Here is a 17,626-nt window from a genome sequence, read left to right on the forward strand (position 1 = left end):
TTCTCATTCTCTGAACCTGTTTCGCCCGCCTGGGAGCCGCCGCCGATGCCTCGAATCGAAGTCGTCCGCGCCGCCGAGAGCGACATCCCGTTCATCGTCGCCACCGAACGGCGGCCGGGCTTCGAAATGCTGGTCGGGCGCTGGGAAGCGGCGCAGCACGCCGAGGCGATGACCGAACCGCGCTATGCCTACTTCCTCGCCCGCGCCGTCGAGGATGGCCGCGAGCCAAGGCCGCTCGGCTTCGCGCTGCTGCGCGACTGGAACGGCCCTGAACGCTCGACGCTCCTGAAGCGCATCGCCGTCGCCGAGCCCGGCCAGGGCCACGGCACGGCGCTGCTCAACGGGTTGATCGAGCGGGTCTTCACCGAGACGAAGGCGCACCGGCTGTCGCTCGGCCTGTTTCCGCATAATCTGCGCGCCCGCCGCGCCTATGAATCCGCCGGCTTCCAGGCTGAAGGCGTTGCGCGAGGCAGCGCCTTTGTCGGCGGCGAGCATCACGACGAGCTGGTGATGGCGATTCTCAGGCCCGACTGGCTGGCGAGAAAAGGCTAGTCCTCGACCAGCGCCGCGATGCGCAGGACACCGTGCTCGGTGATGCCGTCCGGATCCGGACGAACCTCGGCATAGGTTGCCCGGACCAGCACCAGAGAATGATCGTCCATCGCAAGCGGCGCGTCATGCAGCAGCCGCATCAGATGGCCGAGGATCACCCAGGCCTCGCGCTTGCCGATCGCCCGAGACCAGACATGCAGCGTCAGCCTGACCTCGCCGCCCGCCTCGCCATCGCTCGACCAGTCGGCCTGCCCGGTTTCGCCCAGCGTCACCGAGGGAAAAGCCGTCGCGCGCGGCGCGCCGTCATGGATGCGGTCGCCGACCAGCGCCGCGAGGTCCCCATCGGCGAGCAGGCTGGCGACGATCGCCGCCTGCAATTCGAGCGCGGCGATCATCGTGACGTCCTCCTCAGGCGCTGGATCGCCGGGGCGATGACGGGATCCGCCGCCGCACCAAGCGCGCCGAATTCGCGGGCGAAGAGGTTTTCGCCGGAAAGGGTGAGGTCGCGGGAATGGCTGGAATGAGACACGTTCCCTAAAGAAGGAGTGCTTTCGTCACCTCTCCCTGAGGGAGAGGTCGACGCGCGGAGCGCGGCGGGTGAGGGTTTAGGGACCTCTCCGGAAAGGCCGTAAACCCTCACCCGGCCCTGCGGGCCGACCTCTCCCTCAGGGAGAGGTGAAGGTTCGGTGCCTTCTGCATTTGTCCCCTCCAGCGCCTGCCTCAACCTCTCGGCATTGCGCTGCAAGGCCTGGGAAACAGCCGGGTCGACAGCCTTGCGCAGCGCCGCCGCCAGCGCCTGGCCCGTGAGGGCGCGTGCGTTCATGACCTCTCCTCCACGGCTTCGAGCACGAGAAAGCGGCGCGCCTCGTCCGGGTCGCGCCAGGACTCGATACGCAGCAGGCGTCCGCGATGCACGATCCGCATGCCGCCCTCGACATCGCTGCGAAAGCGGATCGTGATCCGGTGCGTGACGCGGGTCGCGAGCCGGTCGGCGGCGAAATCCTCGCCGGCCGCGACCGGCTCGATTGCCGCCCAGAGCGTCGCGACCTCTACCCAATCGACCGTCGCGCCACCGCTGCCATCGCTGGTGCGGACGGGTCGCTCCAGCGCGACGCGGCTCGAAAGCTGGCCGGGATCGAGACCGTTCACAGCGAACGCACCCGATAGGGCGCGACCAGCGCCTCGAAACCAAGCGGCGCGACGTCGCCGGCGCGGTCGAAACCGACGGCGCCGCGATGTTCGTACCAATGCGCCACCAGCATCAGGATCGCCTGGCGCAGCGCCGCCGGCACGGCGAGGCTGGAGACGCCATAGCCGACGGTGACGTCGATCTCGATGCCATTGTCGTAGAGCGCCGCCTGCGGCCGAAGCGTCGCCACGATGCGCGGCGGCAGGCGGGCGGCATCGACGCGATAGGCCTCCGCCTCGAGAACGGTCGCCGCGCCGACGATGTCGTAGAGCGTGATGCTTTCCACCGAGATCAGCGGCGCGAGCGGGAGCTCGATCACCCGGCCTGCCGGCCATTCGTCGAGGTAGATGCGCCATCCCTGCGCGATCAGCTTGCGCCGCGTCTCGCTTTCGACATGGGTGTGCGCCGCCAGGATCGCGGCCTGCAGCAGGCTGTCCTCCTCGGTGCCGTCGACGCGCAGATGCGCCTTCACATCGGCCAGCGACACCGGCTCGGTCGCCGGCGCGGAAATCAGCGCCACGGTCATGATGGCTCCTTGCGGTGGGGTTTTGGATGAGGGGGAGCGGCGCCCGCCAGGGCAAAGCGCCGCTCCGGGCCGGCTCCGGCGGGAGGGGACCGGGGCCGGCTATGACGCACCCTCGCCGTCATCCCGGACGCAGCGAAGCGAAGATCCGGGATGCATTCAGCCGAGATATCGGGAGGTTCGCGTAGCCCCGGAACCCGGCTACATGGATCCTCGCTTCCGCGAGGATGACGGCGGAGGGTGGTGGACGACTTGGTGGCATGCCGAAAGCAAGACCCCTCACCCCGGCCCTCTCCCGCCTCGCGGGAGAGGGAGAAGCAGAGCTCCGGCTTTCGGGGGTCTTGCCTACTCCCCTGCTAAGGGAGTGGATGGGTTCTTGCTTCTCTAGCTCGTGCCGAACTTCAGCAGCTTGATCGCGTCAAAGTCCTGGACGCCGCCGCCGACGCGCTTGGTGGTGTAGAAGAGGACGTAGGGCTTGGCGGAATAGGGATCGCGCAGCACGCGAACGCCCAGGCGATCCACCACGAGATAACCACGCTTGAAATCGCCGAAGGCGAGCGACAGCGAATTGGCGGCGATGTCGGGCATGTCCTCGGCCTCGGTGACCGGGAAGCCCATCAGCGACGCCTCGCCGCCCGCCACCGCCGCCGGCTGCCAGAGATAATGGCCGTCGGCATCCTTCAGCTTGCGGATGGAAGCCTGGGTGCGGCGGTTGAGCACGAAGCGGGCATTGGCGCGATAGCCTGATTTCAGCGTGTAGATCAGGTCGACCAGCACGTCGGACGGATTGCTGGAGGGAAGCGCGCCAGACGTGCCCGTCACGACATAGCCGAGCTTGCCCCAGGTCCACGAGCCTTCCGCGGCCGTGGTATAGGACAGAAAACCCTTCGGCTTGTTGGTGCCGTCGCCGGAAACGAACGCGGTGCCTTCCTGCGCCGCGAAGGCGCTCTCCACCTCGGCGGCGATCCAGTCGTCGATGTTGACGGCCGAGTCGTCGAGCAGCGCGGCCGTCGCCGCCGGCATGGCGTAGAGCTCCATCGCCGGAAAATCGAGCGCGGCGATGGTGGGCGACGTGGTCTGCGAACGGCTGTCGGTCTCGCCGGCCCAGCCGACCGCCGGGCCGGCGGTCATGAAGGGCTTGCGATAGGTGCCGGACGAGACCTGGCGGACATCGGCGATGGCGCGGATCGGCGAGATGGCGGCGAGGCGCTTGCCGATCTCGGTCTCCGTCTCGATCGGAACGAGATAGCCGCCATCGGCATTCGAACCGGCCGAAAGCGCCTTCTGTTCCAGCTTGCGGAAACCGTCCTCGTCGCCGCCGCGCACATAGCTTTCGAACGCCTGCTTGTGCTCGGAAGGGCGCGCCGTGCCGCGCTCGGCGGAAAGCGGCGGACGGCGGCCCTTCAGCGTCAGCTCGTCCAGCGCCTTGTTGATGCGGTCGAGCTTGTCGGTCGTGACGACGTCGGCCGTGAGCTTGGTCTCGATCTCGGTGAGCCGCTCGTCATTGGTGTCCTTGAACGCCTCGAAGGCGCGCATGAAATCGTCGAAGGCGGCGGAGACATCGCCGCTTTCGGCAGCCTTGGCCTCGGGAGCAGAGCCGGAAATCTCGGTCATCGATTTGTCCTTGTCGGGTGGAGGGAACGGCTGGTCGGGTGGAGGGAACGGGCGGCCCGGCGCATCCGCGCGGCCAGGCCGGTGGTCTTGACGCTTGCGACGCGCGCGTCGGGCTGCATCGGGAAAGTGACGACCGAAATCTCCCAGAGGTCGATTTCGACCAGCTTGCGGATGCCGGCCGTCCGGTCGGCGCGCGCCTTGACGGTCTTGAAGCCGATCGAGAGCCCGTCCAGCGCGCCGGCCCGCATCAGGCTCGCCACCTCGCGCCCCCGCGCCACGTCGGCCATCAGCCGACCGCGCACGAACAGGCCGCGCGGATCCTCGCGGACCTCCATCCAGACACCGATCGGCTCGGCCGGATCGTGCTGGTAGAGCATGCGGATGCCGGCGGCGCCCCGGCTGGCGATCGAGCGCCGGAACGCGCCCGGCAGCACGAGATCGCCCGAGAGGTCGGCGGTGCCGAACAGGCTGGCATAGCCGGAAAAGACGCCCTCGCCGTCGATACCGGAAAGGTCGGCGGCTGCGAACTTGGTCTCGAGCGCGGGCGCGGAAGAATGGGTCATGCGGTCTCCTTCGCGGAAATGTCCGCGTGGAAGGGGGAGTCGGATCAAAGGGTTGTGAGGGCGCGTTGAGGAGGTGATTCAGGCGGCCGAAAGGCCCTCATCCCAACTCTCTCCCGCCTTGCGGGCGAGGGGGTCCGGTAGGCGACAGATCGGCGGCACTTTCGATCAAGGGCGCGCCAGCAGCTTTTCCAGCGCCCCGGCAAAATCGCGAAACACCTTGCGGTGGTCGGGTGCGAAACGCTGCAGGATGCGGTTCAGCATTTGGGTCATGATTCCCTTTCTCCGATTTGGACTCCGCGCTGGCCCCGTGCTCGCCGTGCCACCGGCGCGGGGCGTCGAGCCCTCGCTCGCCGTTCGATCGACGCGGGGCCTGTCCAACGCTCGCCATCACCCGCTGGCAGCGGAGAAAACCCTCGCGCTCAGAATCCCTTAGCGCCGGTCGTTGAAAAACCGAGTGAGCCGGGCGATCTCGGCGACGAAGTCGTTGAAGCGCCGGTTCGAGCTGGCCAGTTCCCGGAGCGCCCAGACCAGCAAGGCGCTGGCGCCGGAGGCCCAGAGGAACAGCGCCAGATGCGCCAGGTCGCCCCGGCTGGCGAAGACGCGGGTCAAGTCGTCCACCCCTCGTCTCCTTCTCCTTCTCCCGCCCCCGAACCCGCCGCACCATAGCCGACTGCCTGGCGCTTCTCGTCGCGCGTCAGGAAATCGGCGGCGGTGATCCGGCTCCAAAGCGCCGCCCGTTCCACCGACAGCGCCTCGACCGCGTCGGCGTCGAAGCCGAGCCGGATCGTGCCGGGGTAATGCAGCCCGAGCCAGGTCGTGAGCGCATCGGCGGTGCGGCCGACCAGCGGCAGGACGGTCTGCCGCCAGAACACGCGGTTGGCCTCGGCATAGTTGGCGAAGGTGTTGTCGCCGGGGATGCCGAGCAGCATGGGCGGCACGCCGAAGGCGAGCGCGATCTCCCGCGCCGCGCCGTTCTTCGCCTCGATGAAATCCATGTCGTGCGGCGTCAGCGCCATCGACGTCCAGTCGAGCCCGCCCTCGAGCAGCAGGGGCCGCCCGGCATTGACCGCGCCGGTATAATTCGCCTCCAGTTCGCGCTTCAGCCGCTCGAACTGGTCCTGCGAGAGATTGGCGCCGCCCTCGCCGCGATAGACCAGCGCGCCGGAAGGGCGCGCCGCATTGTCGAGCAGCGCCTTGTTCCAGGCGCCGGCGGCATTGTGCAGGTCGAGCGCGATGGCCGCAGCTTCGAGCGGCGCGAAACCGTAATGATCGTCCAGCGGATGATAGAGGCGCAGATGCAGGATCGGCGACGCGCCATCCCCGACCGGAAAGCGCACGGTTCGCCCCGCGACGGAATATTCATAGGCCTCCGGCCAGCCGTCCGGGCCCGGTACGATCTTCATCCGGTCCGGCCGCAGCGCATGCAATTCGGCCGGATCGCCACCCAGTTGCACCAGTTCGGCATAGGCGTTGCCGGAAACCAGGAGATTGCCATAGAGCGCCTCCAGCCATGCCGTGCCGGACTGGCGACCGTTCGGCCGGGCAAGCAGTGCCAGCAGCGGATGATCCGGCCGCTCGGCGTCGTCCTGATAGGCCAGCCACGGCACCGAGGCGGCGGCTTCCGCGACCATCGTCACCGCCCGGTAGACGATGGCATTCTTCATGAAGCCCTCGCGCGCGAGGCTGGCGAGATCGCGCGCGGTCCAGACGGCCCGCCCCTGCCCTTGCAGCGCGATCAGCGGCCCGGTCCGCGAGGCCTTCGCCTCGGGCACGGCGACGCTGCCGCCGAACAGGCGGTTGAAGAGTTTCGCTTTCATCGCGTCTCCGATCGAACGACTGGGTTGCGCACGATTTGCGCTTTGCAATACTGGGTTAGGGCGTGGATCGGTCTCAAAGCCGGATCGCCTTCGTCGCGGAAAGGTCCCGCTCCGTCAGGGTGCGACTTCCTCGTGCGTTCCAGGCCGTCAACTGGACGATGAGCGCGGTTTTCGAGGTGAAGCACCCGCCTGGGTTTTCCCGGATCGCTCGCCGAGGCTTTCCGGCCCGGACACGTATCGACCGCAAGAGGACTGTTTCGTGCTCGACTTCGCCTCGCTCCTGGTCGCCATCGGCTTTTCGACTGCTTTCCTGGCAGCCATTCTGCTGGCGGCCTGGCGGATGTCGCGGCGGGACGGCTTCCTGCTCCATTGCGCGACCGGCGCCTTTCTGGTTGCCGCCAGCGTCGGCCTCTCCACGGTCGACGGCTTCCGCCCTTCGGCCTGGGCGCAGGGGCTTGGCCTCGGCCTCCTTCTGGCAGGCGAAGCCTGCTTCTATGGCGGCGCGGCGCAGTTTCGGCTGGGCACCTCGCCCTCGCGGCGCATCGTCCTGGCCACCGTCATATCGGTGACGCTGCTACTGCTGCCGCTTCTCGCTGGATATAACGGCCTCGCCTATGCGGCCGGCTTCACGGCCTCGGCCGTGCTGATCTTCCTGATCGCGCACCAGTACTGGCTGGCGCGCGATCAGGCGCCCATGACCACGCTGGGCATCGCCGCCCTGTATCTGCTGGTCGGCCTGTCGTTCCTGCCGAGGGCGGTGCTGGTGTTGCTGCGCGACGGCCTGGTCGTGGCCGGCCCGCCGCGAAACTGGGCCCAGGATCTTTCCATCATGCTCATCATCGGATCGATCCCGGCGCTCGGCGCTCTGACGATGGCGCTCAGCCAGATCCGCACGGCGCAGGCGCACCGGCGGGAAGCCCTGACGGATTTCCTGACCGGACTGATGAACCGGCGGGCCTTGTTCGAGGCCTACCCGACACGTCTGCCGCCTGCCTGCGTCGCGGTGCTCTTCGATCTCGACGAGTTCAAGACCATCAACGACACGCAAGGCCATGCCTTTGGCGACCGCGTCCTTTCGCTGTTCGCGACAGCGCTGAAGCAGGATCTGCCGGCCAGCGCATCGGCCGCCCGCATCGGCGGCGAGGAATTCGCCCTGATCCTGCGCGAGACCTCGGTCGAAACCGCGATCCACCACGCCGACAATGTCCGCACGCGGTTTGTCCGGCTCGCCGCCGACGAGGCGCATCTGGCCTGCACGGTCAGCGCCGGCATCGCCAGCAGCGGAGCGGACGGCATGACTGTGGATCAGGTTCTGGCGGATGCTGACCGCGCGCTCTATGAAGCCAAGCGCGCGGGCCGCAACCGGGTCGTCGTCAGGCACGCCTGCCACGCCGCATCGTCGGCCGGTTCGATGGCGGCCGCGCTCGACAACGCGGACGCGTAAAGGCGGCCGCGGCGGACGTCAGTTGCCGTCGAGCGCGATATCGGCGTGCTTCTGGTTGGTGAACAGCAGCGACGGGTGCAGTTCCTCCAGTCCGTCATACGGGTTGGCGTGAATGGCCAGGATCCAGAGGCTGACCGAGGCAGTGATCGCATAGATCGCCAGCGCCCGCCTGCCGGCCAGCTTCCGGTCGGCATGGGTCGCCGCGATGGTGATCGCCGTCAGCAGCGTCAGGAACATCACCAGGTACCATTTGTAATAGTCGATCGACGTGTTGCCGACCGCGAGCCGCATGTTGCGGGCATCCTGCAGATTGCTGAGGTCTTGGATTGCCTGCGAAATCAACAGGGTAGGCGCATTGCCGCGCGCCAGGTCGGCGATCTCGCCGCGCAAATCGTGCAACGCCGCCTCGACCTGTTCGTCGGGAAGAACGTTCTTGCCCTCCAGCCATTCGCGCATCGCCACCTGCTTGCGGTAGGAGCGGACGCCCTCGGTCAGCTTGGTCGAATTCAGGATGTCGGGCTCGGCGCTGCGCAGCAGGCGGATGATCGACGAGCGCTCCGCACTGGCCGCCTGGTCGGCCTTGGAGTTGACGGTCCAGATATCGGCGGCGATGAAGCCGAGCGACAGCGCCCAGGCGGTTGCGATCGTGCCGAGAAAGGCGGATTGCGGGATCGAAAGAATGTCGCGGCTGGCGTGCTTCGACAGGAAATACAGAGCGAGCCTTCCAGCCAGATAGAACGTCAATCCGAAGCCGGTGAACAACGCAAACAGCATCAGTTCCGAGAGTTGGGAGCCATGCTCCATCGGTAGTTCCCCATTGCATGCGTTCGACAGGAGCGAGGCCATCGCCCTCGCGCGGCGAGGAGCGCCGTCACGCGGCTTCTTCCTGATGCTTCAGGGGATTCGCCTCGCATGACAACCGGCGTTCGACGCCCGCAACCAAACGTCGCTTCACATGCTCCGGATCCTCGGTTCGCCGGGTGCGCGCAGCATCAGCGCGGTCAGCGCCCAGACCAGCGCGTCGAGCCGGTCCGGCGAGCGGCCATTGGCCAGTCCCTCCGGGCCGAAATCGGCCATTTCATCCTCCAGCGCCGGAAAGGTGCCGGCATGCCGCACCCGGCCCTGCGCATAAAGCGCCGCCACCGGTTCGGCCCGCAGATACTTTCCACGCGTCGCGCGGACGGAGGTAACCGGCACGGCCGGATCGACCTCGTTGATCACGCTCGCCACCATGTCGCCGCCCTGGTTGACCTCCGCGACCAGCAGATCCGCATCGAGCGCCCGGTAAAGACCGACCGCGACGGAAGCCCAGGCCGCCGGCTTCACCTCGGCCAGGCTCCGATCGGCGAGCACATAGGCCGTGCCGTCCTCGGCCAGGCCGCAGGCGACGATGCCACAGGCATCCGCCCCCTTTCGCCGCGAGGCGGGCGGGTCGACCGCGACCGCGATGCGGACGAGATCCGGCGCGCGCTCGACGCGCTGGCGCTCGATCCCGTCGCGGCTCCACAGCGCATCGGCGCGGTCCTCGATCCATTCGCCGTCGATCTCCTGCCGGCCGAGCCGGGTGCCGCGATAGCGCCCGACGACGCGCTCCAGAAAGCCTGGCGCCAGATTGGCGAGGTTGGCCGAGGTGCCGGCGCGGGTGATCACCGTCCGCTCGGCGGAAAGCAGCCGCTTCAGCAGCGGGATCGGGCGCGGCGTCGTGGTGACGAGCTGGCGCGGCATCTCGCCCAGCCGAAGGCCGAATTGCAGCATGTCCCAACAGGCCTCCGGATAGCGCCATTTTCCCAGTTCGTCGGCCCAGGCCGCCTCGAATTGCGGTCCGCGCAGGCTCTCCGGGTCTTCCGACGAAAAGCACAGCGCCAGCGCGCCATTCGGCCATTCCAGCCGACGGCGCGATGGCTGCCAGTTGGGCCGCTCGTGCCGGCGATGCACGGAAAGCAGTCCCGAAACCCCTTCGATCATCACGTCGCGGACATCGGCCAAGGTCTCGCCGATCAGGGCGATCCGCCCGACCGGCGACGAGGCAAAGCCCGGACGCCCAGCGGCGAGGCCGCGGATCCATTCGGCCCCGGCTCGGGTCTTGCCGGCGCCGCGCCCGCCGATCATCAGCCAGGTGAGCCAGTCGCCATCGGGCGGATACTGGTCGTCGCGGGCCCAGAAATCCCAATCATGCTGGAAGGCCTCGATCTCCTCCGGCCGCAACCCCGCCAGCAGGCGGGATGGCCGCATCCCCCGCCGCATCGAGCTGTTCCAGGCGCGCCTGAAGCCGCGCCCGGAGGGCCTCGATGTCGACGGGGGCGGCATCGGCGGCATCGTCCGTTCCTTCCCGGAGCTTTCCCAGCGTCTCGAGGGTGCGCGCCAGCACGGAGAGCGTGCGCGCGTCCTTCTCCTCGACGCCGCCCTCGCCATTGGCGAAGCGCAATTCGAGCTCGGCGACCTGCTTTTCGAATGTCCGATAGAGCCGCGCCACCAGCTTCTCCTCCGCCGCCCCGTCCGGCAGCGGCGGCGCCTCGCCCGGCCGCAACCAACCCTGCCGGTCCGCCCGCTTCGCCACCGCGACATGGCTGACGCCATGCCCGGCCGCGATATCGCGAAGCGGCAGCGCCGACGTCTCATAGGCGACGCGCACCGCCGCCCACTGATCGAGGCTCAGTTCCGGCATCTTTTTCATGCGCCTCGATTGGGGGATGGCGGTGGTGGCCAGGGGTGCGCAGGACGTGCCCGCCCCCACTCGCCGTCATTCCCGCGAAGACGAGGACCCATGCAACTGAGCATCCGGGAGGTTCGCACCTCCCAGAACCCGGCGGATGGATCCCCGGGCAAGCCGGGGATGACGGCGAGACTTGAAAGGCAGGGGATCTGAAGTGGGAGAGCCTTTGAGCGCCCGCATCCGCTGAACGCAACTCTTCGACTATGCCTGAACCCTACCGGAGCAGCGCCCCACTGTCAAGGACTATTTTCCTATCCATGGCGACATTCGCCTTCACCCGGCCAGCCCGGCTTCGCGCAACCGGCACCAGACAAGCGCGCCGGCCTGCACTATCCTGCCGCGAAATTCCAAGAATCCCTGGGAGGGGAACCTGATGAGCGACCTGCCGAGCTTCGACCTTACCGGCCGCACGGCCCTTGTCACCGGCGCCGCGCGCGGCCTCGGGCGCGCCACCGCTTTGGCGCTGGCCGCCGCCGGCGCCGACATCGCGCTGGGGTTGCGCGACGAAAACGCCGATGCCGGGCTGGTCGCGGAAATCGAGGCGATGGGCCGCCGCGCCGTGCCGCTGCAGATGGACGTGCTCGACCTACCGCAGGCCTATTCCGCCGTCGATGCGGCGATCGCAGCCCTCGGCCAGATCGACATCCTGGTCAACAATGCCGGCGGCGGCACGATCGGGCCGGTCGAGGACTTTCCGGAGGCCGATTTCGACTTCACGATCAACCTGACCGTCAAATCGACCTTCTTCCTGTCGCAATATGTCGGCCGCCACATGATCGAGCGGAAGACCGGCGCGATCATCAACATGGGCTCGCAGGCCGGCGCGATCGCCCTCCCCGGCGAGGCGATCTACTGCCTGAGCAAGGCGGCGGTCAGCCACATGACCAAGTGCTTCGCAGTCGAATGGGGCAAGCACAATGTCCGCGTCAATTGCGTGGCGCCGACCTTCATCCGCACCGACGGCACGGCCGAGATGCTGTCCGATCCCGAATTCCACGCCGACGTGCTGGAGCGCATCGCCGCGCTGCACCGGATCGGCCAGCCCAAGGAGGTCTCCGGCGTCGTCGTCTTCCTCGCCTCCGACGCCGCCTCGATGATCACCGGCCAGACGCTTCTGGTCGATGGCGGCTGGACGGCGCGGTAGCGTCCCTCCGCCTGCCGTATTCCACCACCCTGGCACCGATTCCGACACCGGTGTTGGAATCGGCCGCCGTGCGGAGACTGGAAAGAGGCTACCCCTTCGGCGGCAGGCTCTGGCCCATATCGCCGCGCAGCAGATGCTGGAAGGGCGCCGGCTGGAGCTTGCCGGGCTGGGCGAACGGGTTGGCGAAAGCGTAGATGAAGAACAGGATCACGCCGGAATAGAGCGCGAAGATCGACAGCAGCACCACATTGTTGCGGCTGGGCCGGAACACGTAGAACGGCACCGAAAGCAGCGCCAGGCCGATCAGGGCCGGCATCCAGAACAGCCCGCTGAAGCGCCCCACCGCCGTCGCTTCGCGCAATTGACGATAGCCGGCTACCGCGGTGATGCGGTCGCGCATCCGGCCTGCCAGATATCGCTCGCGATCCGTGGAAGGGCTGAGGTCGAGCAGGATGCCATAGACCTTGTCCCAGTCGATCCAGGCCTGCGCAGAAAGCCCATCGCCACGCCCCAGAAGGTCCCATTCCTCGTTGACCACCGTGTCGAGATAGCTGGCCAGCGTCACCTGAACCGGGCCGACCACCGGGCCGCCATAGCGGTAGATGTCATGATAGACGTCGGAAACGGCCGTCGCCTCCTGCGTCAGCACATTGCGGATGCCTTTGTAGTCGTCGAGTTCCTGGGCATAGACCAGCGCCAGGATCAACCCATGCAGCGCGGCGATGCGCACGGCGATGGAGGCCGCGGCGTCCGTCGTGCGGTCGCCCCCGTCGCCGACCCGCAGAAGACGGCGCGCCAGAGAATAGCTGCCAAAGACGATCGCCATCGCCGCGACGACGAAGGCGATTCCAACCGATACGGAATTGAGGTTCACCCGTGAGCTCCCGGCGCTTGCCTGCGCCGAAACAGATCACAGATCGTCGGACGGCTCCAGAGGGACAGCCCCCGATGCACGATGCTCCCGCCTGGACATGCGCAACGATGGCGGCGCCCAATTTGGGCCGATCGGATGCGGCGCCGGTATTCGTCTCGCGGCGTCAGGATCGGCACCGAAAGACGCAAGTCTTCCCTGGTTTCGACACCCAATCTTTACGCGCCGACGCTAATGCCGAAGCTGCGGCATGGGGCCAATCCCGGGCAGCCGCGAAGCCGGATCGAACCTCCGGAAGTTAGGGCATCATGACGAAAGCCATTCGCACGCTGGCGCTCTGCGGAGCGCTCCTTGCAACCACCGTTCTGGCGACCGCGGCGCGGGCGGAAACCGCCGCGAGCACGGCCGGTACCGCCCCGGGGACGACCCAGTCGATCGCGGTGCCGTCCGGCGTCAGCTACGAGCTGCTCGGACGCTGGGACGTCGACCGGCTCAACCAGATCCTCGTCACCGACTTCCCGAAATTCGCCGGCATCGACGTCGCCTATACGCCCGCGCGCAATGCGGTGAAGCTCTACCGCGTCACCTATCCGTCCGTAGTCCCCGAGCAGGGCAACAGGCCGATCGTCGCCACCGGCCTGCTGGCCATTCCCGATACCGGCGGCAAGTCCTTCCCGATCGTTTCCTACCAGCACGGCACCGTCTATGGCCGGCAGGAGGTCCCCTCCTTTCCCGACCAGTCGCCCGAGACGCAGCTGATGCTCGCGCAGTTCGCCGGCCAGGGCTACATCGTGATGGGCGCCGACTATTTCGGCATGGGCGATTCGACGGAGCCGGAAGGCTACATGGTCAAGGGCAGCCACCAGATGGCCTGCCATGACATGATCCGCTCGGGCCGCAGCGTGCTCGACACGATGGGGATCACCAGCGACAAGCTCTTCCTCGGCGGCTGGTCGCAGGGGGGCTTCGTCACCATGGCCTGCCTCGAAAAGCTTGAAAGCGCCGGCGTCGCCGTCGAAGGCGCGGCCACCGCCAGCGCCCCGATCGACGTGTTCGCGCTGATGAACGGGTTCCTGAACTTCCCGCGCCCCAACGACGCCGCCTGGCTCAACAGCATCGTGATCCTGTCGGCCTTCGCCTATGAAAACTATTATGGCGTGCCGGGCCTCGCGCGTTCCGTGCTGAACCCGGACTATTATGACGCCGCCCGCCGCGCCTATGAGCGCGAGCCCTTCGAGGCCTCGGAGATCCCGACCGACCTGCGCAAGCTGATCCGGGCCGAATATTTCGATCCGCAGTTCTTCGCCGGTTCGGCCTATGGCCGGCTGCTGCGCGAGGCGCAGGGCTATCGCTGGGTGATCCAGTCGCCGGTGCGCAATTATTACGGCGAGGCGGACGAGGCGATCACGCCGGGCGTCGGCAAGATGGCGATGACCTACCAGCAGGCGATGGGCGCCGGCAATCCGAAGGTCGAGGCGATCTCCACCGGCCCGACCACGCATCGCGGCACCTACGCCAAAGCCGCCCCCGAATGGAAGCGCTGGTTCGACGGGAAGTAGCGCTCGGGACGCCCGGCACGGGCGGGCTGAGGCAGGCCACTTGCCCGGCCCTCCCCCTTGGCGGGAGAGGGCCGGGGTGAGGGTCTTTCCGACCCTTCCCCCTCAGACGAAGCCCGCCACCGCGTGCGGCACATAGGCGGCTTCGAGCGCGGCGATCTCGAATTCGTCGAGCCGGATCGACAGCGCCGACGCCGCGTCGTCGAGATGCTGCATCTTGGTCGCGCCGACGATCGGCGCCGTGATCACGGATTTCGACAGCACCCAGGCGAGCGCGATCTGGGCGCGCGGCAAGCCGCGCTGCGCCGCGACATGCGCCACGGCTTCCACCACGCGCTTGTCGGCCTCGGCCGTGCGCGAATAGAGCCCCTTGCCGAATTCGTCCGTCTCGGCGCGCGCCGTCTTCTCGTCCCAGTCGCGCGTCAGCCGTCCGCGCGCCAGCGGGCTCCAGGGGATGACGCCGATCCCCTCCGCCGCGCAGAGCGGCAGCATCTCGCGCTCCTCCTCGCGGTAGAGCAGGTTGACGTAATCCTGCATCGAGACGAAGCGGGCGAGGCCGAGCGCCTCCTGCTTGGCCAGCATCTGGGCGAACTGCCACGCATACATCGACGAGGCGCCGATATAGCGGGCCTTGCCCATCTTCACGACCTCGTCCAGCGCCTCGATCGTCTCCTCGATCGGCGTTTCATAGTCGAAGCGGTGGATCTGGTAGAGGTCGACATAATCGGTGCCGAGCCGCGTCAGGCTCGCATCGATCTCGTGCAGGATCGCCTTGCGCGACAGGCCGGCGCCGTTCGGGCCAGGGCGCATGCGGCCATGCACCTTGGTGGCGATCACGACTTCCTCGCGCCTGGCGAAATCGTTCAGCGCACGGCCGACGATCTCCTCGCTGGAGCCGTCGGAATAGACATTCGCCGTGTCGAAGAAGTTGATGCCGAGCTCCAGCGCCTTGCGGATGAAGGGCCGGCTTTCGGCCTCCGGCAGCGTCCAGGCATGGTTGCCGCGCGCCGGGTCGCCATAGCTCATGCAGCCGAGGCAGAGGCGGGAAACTTCGAGGCCAGTGCGACCGAGACGGGTATATTCCATGGAGCGCTCCTTGACGACCGGATCCGATCCGCCCCGGGGCGATGGGCCCGGCGCGGTTCGGCGATCTCGGCAATGTGAACCATAAAGTGCCTAGGCACGAGCCACTTATCGGTTACTGTTTGCGTGACGTAAGGCCCGGCTGTCCCGGTGCGGTGTCTTGCGCTCCAAGCATGGGGACTGCATGAGCACACGCAGCGCTAGCCTCTCCACCTCCGGCGCCTGGCTTATGGCGCTGGCCGCCCTGGCCGGTCTGGCCGTCTCGATCGCCAACTACTTCAACCGCGACAGCGGCATCGCCGGTGAGCCCGGCACCCTCCTCGTCATCGCCTCCACCGCGATCCTGCTGGTCGCGGCGCTGATCCTGGCGCGCGCGTCCCGGCTCGGCGGTTTCCTGCGCGGCTTTCTCGTCATCGGCTGCCTCGTCGACATCTTCGGCACCGGCTTCGCCGCCTATCTGCTCGAAAGCCAGGCCCTGCTCTGGCTCATGGTCGCCGCCCTGATCGGCTGGCTGCTGCATATGTTCGGGCCGGCACGCGACCTGAAAGCAATTCCCACCTCCTGACGAAAGCGCCGATCATGCCTCGGACTGAAGCTCGTCTGCCTCGCCTCGCCTTGTCCTGCCTGTTCGCCATCGCAAGCACGGCCGGACTTTCCACCGTCGCCCACGCCCAGGACGCCGCCAACCCCGCCCCGCTCAACGACACCGCCAAGAACTGGTCGACCTTCAACGGCGATCTGCAGGCGCGAAAATTCTCGCCGCTGACGCAGATCACGCCGGAGAACGTCAAGAATCTGAAAGTCGCGTGGAAGGTTCATACCGGCGACATGTCGGACGGTTCGGGCACGACGCCGCCCTCGGTCTGGTCGGCGACGCCGCTCTTCGTCAACGACACCGTCTATCTCGGCACGCCCTTCTACCGGATCTTCGCGCTCGAGCCGGATACCGGCAAGGTCAAGTGGACCTATGACAGCAAGGGCGAACTGAAGGCGCTGACGCAGCCCGACCTGAAGAACCGCGGCGTCGCCTACTGGCAGGCCGATGCGCCGGTCGCGGGCCATGCCTGCGACAAGCGCGTCTACATCGGCACGATGGACGCCAAGCTGCATGCGGTCGACGCCGATACCGGCAAGCCCTGCGCCGATTTCGGCAAGGCGGGCGTGCTCGACGTCAACGCGTTCAACACCACCAACGCGAAATGGCCGCTGTCGCTGCTGCAGCCGCCAACCGTGTTCAAGGACTATCTGCTGCTCGGCTGGGCCGGCAAGGACTGGGACCAGACCGTCGACAGCCCCGGCACGATCTTCGCGCTCGACGCGCGCACCGGCGCCCTGCGCTGGGAGTTCCACTCGCTGCCGCCGGAGGTCATCAACAAGACCGGCACGGCCAATGTCTGGGCCTCGATGTCGGTCGATCCGGAACGCCAGATCCTCTACATCCCCGTCTCCTCGCCCAGCCCCAATTTCTATGGCGGCGATATTCCCGAAGGACTCGAGGTCATCACCTCTGTGACGGCGCTCGATATCCCGACCGGCAAGATGCTGTGGAGCCGGCAGCTCGTCCATCACGACATCTGGGACCTCGACACCAATGCCGCGCCGACGCTGTTCGACCTCGAGAAGGACGGCAAGACGATCCCCGCCCTGATCCAGACCTCGAAGCAGGGCTTTCTCTACGTCCTCGACCGCACGACCGGCGAGCCGATCTATCCGATGGAAGAGCGGCCGGTGCCGAAATCGACCGTGCCGGGCGAGCATTCCGCGCCGACCCAGCCCTTCGTCGACCTGCCGAAGCCGGTGGTGCCGGACAAGTGGCCGGGCGTCTACGACCTCGCCGACTGGGCCAGCTTCGGCTATTGCAGCCGCACGGCGAAATCGCTGGTCGACGAGGGCCGCTTCACGCCGCCCAGCCTGCAGGGATCGCTAGTCTATCCCGGCACGATCGGCGGTACGGAATGGGGCGGCGGCGCGCTCGATCCGCGCTCGCAGACCTTCGTCGTCAATTCCTCCAGCGCGGTGCAGACCTACCAGCTGCTGACCCGCGCCGATTACGACAAGGCCGTCAGCGGCGGCTCGGAGACCGGTGGCCTGTTCCCGCAGACCGGCGGCCCCTATGGCATGAACCTCAACACCTTCCTGAACCCGATCGGCATGCCCTGCTGGAAGCCGCCCTATGGCACGATGGCCGCGTATGACCTCAAGACCGGCGCGCAGCTCTGGAACAAGCCGTTCGGCCAGATCCAGAAATGGGGCTTCTACATGCCGGAATCCTGGGGGACGATCACCATCGGCGCGCCCGTGGTCACGGCGACCGGCGTGATCTTCATCGGCGCCTCGATGGATTCCCGCGTCCGCGCCATCGACCTGAAGACGGGCGAGGTTCTCTGGAAGTCGCTGGTCGAAGCCCCCGCCGTCGCGATGCCGGCGGTCTACGACTACAAGGGCAAGCAATATGTCGTCTTCACCGTGGGCGGCAATTCGATCCTGACGCCCAGGGTATCCGACGAAATCGTGGCATTCGCGCTGCCGAATTGAGGGGCAGCAAGTCCCTCACCCC

The 17,626-nt window shown here is 67.4% G+C and carries 19 protein-coding genes; 6 read left to right on the forward strand and 13 right to left on the reverse strand.

The genetic code is table 11. The annotated features are described in order from the left end of the window. Nucleotides 1-45 precede the first annotated feature (45 nt). Nucleotides 46-552, forward strand: coding sequence for a GNAT family N-acetyltransferase (locus OSH10_RS13665; protein ID WP_266332342.1), 507 nt, complete (start codon nt 46-48; stop codon nt 550-552). On the opposite strand, the gene OSH10_RS13670 is transcribed toward OSH10_RS13665, so the two are convergent. The 8 genes from OSH10_RS13670 to OSH10_RS13705 all read right to left on the reverse strand — a co-directional run bounded on the left by OSH10_RS13670 (nt 549) and on the right by OSH10_RS13705 (nt 6,258). Beyond that, the gene (locus OSH10_RS13670; RefSeq protein ID WP_266332343.1) at nt 549-947 is read right to left on the reverse strand and encodes a DUF3168 domain-containing protein; all 399 of its coding nucleotides are present in this window, start codon (nt 945-947) and stop codon (nt 549-551) included. The genes OSH10_RS13665 and OSH10_RS13670 overlap by 4 nt on opposite strands. Continuing rightward, nucleotides 944-1,375 (reverse strand): hypothetical protein, encoded by a 432-nt coding sequence (locus OSH10_RS13675; RefSeq protein WP_266332344.1) that lies wholly within the window; start codon nt 1,373-1,375, stop codon nt 944-946. The genes OSH10_RS13670 and OSH10_RS13675 overlap by 4 nt, the downstream gene beginning before the upstream one ends. Then, a complete protein-coding gene (locus OSH10_RS13680; RefSeq protein ID WP_266332345.1) occupies nt 1,372-1,701 on the reverse strand; it encodes a phage head closure protein in 330 nt (109 codons plus the stop codon). Before OSH10_RS13680 ends, OSH10_RS13675 begins: the two co-directional genes overlap by 4 nt. Next, the gene (locus OSH10_RS13685) at nt 1,698-2,267 is read right to left on the reverse strand and encodes a head-tail connector protein (RefSeq protein ID WP_266332346.1); all 570 of its coding nucleotides are present in this window, start codon (nt 2,265-2,267) and stop codon (nt 1,698-1,700) included. The genes OSH10_RS13680 and OSH10_RS13685 overlap by 4 nt, the downstream gene beginning before the upstream one ends. A gap of 381 nt (nt 2,268-2,648) precedes the next feature. Continuing rightward, nucleotides 2,649-3,878, reverse strand: a complete 1,230-nt coding sequence (locus OSH10_RS13690) for a phage major capsid protein (RefSeq protein WP_266332347.1) — start codon at nt 3,876-3,878, stop codon at nt 2,649-2,651. Further along, nucleotides 3,875-4,441 carry an HK97 family phage prohead protease gene (locus tag OSH10_RS13695; protein WP_266332348.1) on the reverse strand — a complete coding sequence of 189 codons (567 nt, stop codon included), beginning with the start codon at nt 4,439-4,441 and terminating at the stop codon, nt 3,875-3,877. Before OSH10_RS13695 ends, OSH10_RS13690 begins: the two co-directional genes overlap by 4 nt. A 429-nt stretch (nt 4,442-4,870) precedes the next feature. Further along, nucleotides 4,871-5,059 (reverse strand): hypothetical protein, encoded by a 189-nt coding sequence (locus OSH10_RS13700; RefSeq protein ID WP_266332349.1) that lies wholly within the window; start codon nt 5,057-5,059, stop codon nt 4,871-4,873. Next, nucleotides 5,047-6,258: a phage portal protein gene (locus OSH10_RS13705; protein WP_266332350.1), complete on the reverse strand. Its 1,212-nt coding sequence runs from the start codon at nt 6,256-6,258 to the stop codon at nt 5,047-5,049. The genes OSH10_RS13700 and OSH10_RS13705 overlap by 13 nt, the downstream gene beginning before the upstream one ends. Before the next feature lie 259 nt (nt 6,259-6,517). Here OSH10_RS13705 and OSH10_RS13710 point away from each other — a divergent pair, with 259 nt between their 5' ends. Beyond that, on the forward strand, nt 6,518-7,702 hold the full coding sequence (locus OSH10_RS13710; protein WP_266332351.1) for a GGDEF domain-containing protein: 1,185 nt from the start codon (nt 6,518-6,520) through the stop codon (nt 7,700-7,702). Nucleotides 7,703-7,720: 18 nt separating this feature from the next. Here the strand turns inward: OSH10_RS13710 and OSH10_RS13715 are convergent, their stop codons facing one another. The 3 genes from OSH10_RS13715 to OSH10_RS13725 all read right to left on the reverse strand — a co-directional run bounded on the left by OSH10_RS13715 (nt 7,721) and on the right by OSH10_RS13725 (nt 10,376). Further along, nucleotides 7,721-8,506, reverse strand: a complete 786-nt coding sequence (locus OSH10_RS13715; protein WP_266332352.1) for a bestrophin-like domain — start codon at nt 8,504-8,506, stop codon at nt 7,721-7,723. A 147-nt stretch (nt 8,507-8,653) separates the two neighbouring features. After that, the gene (locus OSH10_RS13720) at nt 8,654-9,934 is read right to left on the reverse strand and encodes a DNA-packaging protein (protein WP_266332353.1); all 1,281 of its coding nucleotides are present in this window, start codon (nt 9,932-9,934) and stop codon (nt 8,654-8,656) included. Further along, on the reverse strand, nt 9,873-10,376 hold the full coding sequence (locus OSH10_RS13725; protein ID WP_266332354.1) for a hypothetical protein: 504 nt from the start codon (nt 10,374-10,376) through the stop codon (nt 9,873-9,875). The genes OSH10_RS13720 and OSH10_RS13725 overlap by 62 nt, the downstream gene beginning before the upstream one ends. Before the next feature lie 412 nt (nt 10,377-10,788). Here OSH10_RS13725 and OSH10_RS13730 point away from each other — a divergent pair, with 412 nt between their 5' ends. After that, nucleotides 10,789-11,559, forward strand: a complete 771-nt coding sequence (locus tag OSH10_RS13730) for an SDR family NAD(P)-dependent oxidoreductase (RefSeq protein ID WP_266332355.1) — start codon at nt 10,789-10,791, stop codon at nt 11,557-11,559. An 88-nt stretch (nt 11,560-11,647) separates the two neighbouring features. Here the strand turns inward: OSH10_RS13730 and OSH10_RS13735 are convergent, their stop codons facing one another. Beyond that, complete coding sequence (locus OSH10_RS13735; RefSeq protein ID WP_266332356.1) at nt 11,648-12,433, reverse strand: bestrophin-like domain; 786 nt, start codon at nt 12,431-12,433, stop codon at nt 11,648-11,650. A 305-nt stretch (nt 12,434-12,738) separates the two neighbouring features. Between OSH10_RS13735 and OSH10_RS13740 the strand changes: the two genes are divergently transcribed. Further along, on the forward strand, nt 12,739-13,989 hold the full coding sequence (locus tag OSH10_RS13740) for an alpha/beta hydrolase family protein (protein WP_266332357.1): 1,251 nt from the start codon (nt 12,739-12,741) through the stop codon (nt 13,987-13,989). A 102-nt stretch (nt 13,990-14,091) separates the two neighbouring features. Here OSH10_RS13740 and OSH10_RS13745 read toward each other — a convergent pair whose 3' ends face one another. Continuing rightward, nucleotides 14,092-15,072: an aldo/keto reductase gene (locus tag OSH10_RS13745; RefSeq protein WP_266332358.1), complete on the reverse strand. Its 981-nt coding sequence runs from the start codon at nt 15,070-15,072 to the stop codon at nt 14,092-14,094. A gap of 181 nt (nt 15,073-15,253) precedes the next feature. Between OSH10_RS13745 and OSH10_RS13750 the strand changes: the two genes are divergently transcribed. Next, the gene (locus OSH10_RS13750; protein ID WP_266332359.1) at nt 15,254-15,634 is read left to right on the forward strand and encodes a hypothetical protein; all 381 of its coding nucleotides are present in this window, start codon (nt 15,254-15,256) and stop codon (nt 15,632-15,634) included. Between the two features lie 14 nt (nt 15,635-15,648). Next, entirely contained in the window at nt 15,649-17,604 is a 1,956-nt protein-coding gene (locus OSH10_RS13755) for a pyrroloquinoline quinone-dependent dehydrogenase (RefSeq protein ID WP_266332360.1), read from the forward strand. Nucleotides 17,605-17,626 lie beyond the last annotated feature (22 nt).

This window comes from Kaistia defluvii (genome assembly GCF_026343955.1).
GTDB classification, from domain to species: Bacteria; Pseudomonadota; Alphaproteobacteria; order Rhizobiales; family Kaistiaceae; genus Kaistia; species Kaistia defluvii.

Excerpts from the sequence above, each read along its gene's own strand:
- OSH10_RS13665 (WP_266332342.1), top strand. The coding sequence starts at position 46 with ATGCCTCGAATCGAAGTCGTCCGCGCCGCCGAGAGCGACATCCCGTTC.
- OSH10_RS13670 (WP_266332343.1), bottom strand. The coding sequence starts at position 947 with ATGATCGCCGCGCTCGAATTGCAGGCGGCGATCGTCGCCAGCCTGCTC.
- OSH10_RS13675 (WP_266332344.1), bottom strand. The coding sequence starts at position 1,375 with ATGAACGCACGCGCCCTCACGGGCCAGGCGCTGGCGGCGGCGCTGCGC.
- OSH10_RS13685 (WP_266332346.1), bottom strand. The coding sequence starts at position 2,267 with ATGACCGTGGCGCTGATTTCCGCGCCGGCGACCGAGCCGGTGTCGCTG.
- OSH10_RS13690 (WP_266332347.1), bottom strand. The coding sequence starts at position 3,878 with ATGACCGAGATTTCCGGCTCTGCTCCCGAGGCCAAGGCTGCCGAAAGC.
- OSH10_RS13695 (WP_266332348.1), bottom strand. The coding sequence starts at position 4,441 with ATGACCCATTCTTCCGCGCCCGCGCTCGAGACCAAGTTCGCAGCCGCC.
- OSH10_RS13705 (WP_266332350.1), bottom strand. The coding sequence starts at position 6,258 with ATGAAAGCGAAACTCTTCAACCGCCTGTTCGGCGGCAGCGTCGCCGTG.
- OSH10_RS13715 (WP_266332352.1), bottom strand. The coding sequence starts at position 8,506 with ATGGAGCATGGCTCCCAACTCTCGGAACTGATGCTGTTTGCGTTGTTC.
- OSH10_RS13720 (WP_266332353.1), bottom strand. The coding sequence starts at position 9,934 with ATGCGGCCATCCCGCCTGCTGGCGGGGTTGCGGCCGGAGGAGATCGAG.
- OSH10_RS13725 (WP_266332354.1), bottom strand. The coding sequence starts at position 10,376 with ATGAAAAAGATGCCGGAACTGAGCCTCGATCAGTGGGCGGCGGTGCGC.
- OSH10_RS13730 (WP_266332355.1), top strand. The coding sequence starts at position 10,789 with ATGAGCGACCTGCCGAGCTTCGACCTTACCGGCCGCACGGCCCTTGTC.
- OSH10_RS13740 (WP_266332357.1), top strand. The coding sequence starts at position 12,739 with ATGACGAAAGCCATTCGCACGCTGGCGCTCTGCGGAGCGCTCCTTGCA.
- OSH10_RS13745 (WP_266332358.1), bottom strand. The coding sequence starts at position 15,072 with ATGGAATATACCCGTCTCGGTCGCACTGGCCTCGAAGTTTCCCGCCTC.
- OSH10_RS13750 (WP_266332359.1), top strand. The coding sequence starts at position 15,254 with ATGAGCACACGCAGCGCTAGCCTCTCCACCTCCGGCGCCTGGCTTATG.
- OSH10_RS13755 (WP_266332360.1), top strand. The coding sequence starts at position 15,649 with ATGCCTCGGACTGAAGCTCGTCTGCCTCGCCTCGCCTTGTCCTGCCTG.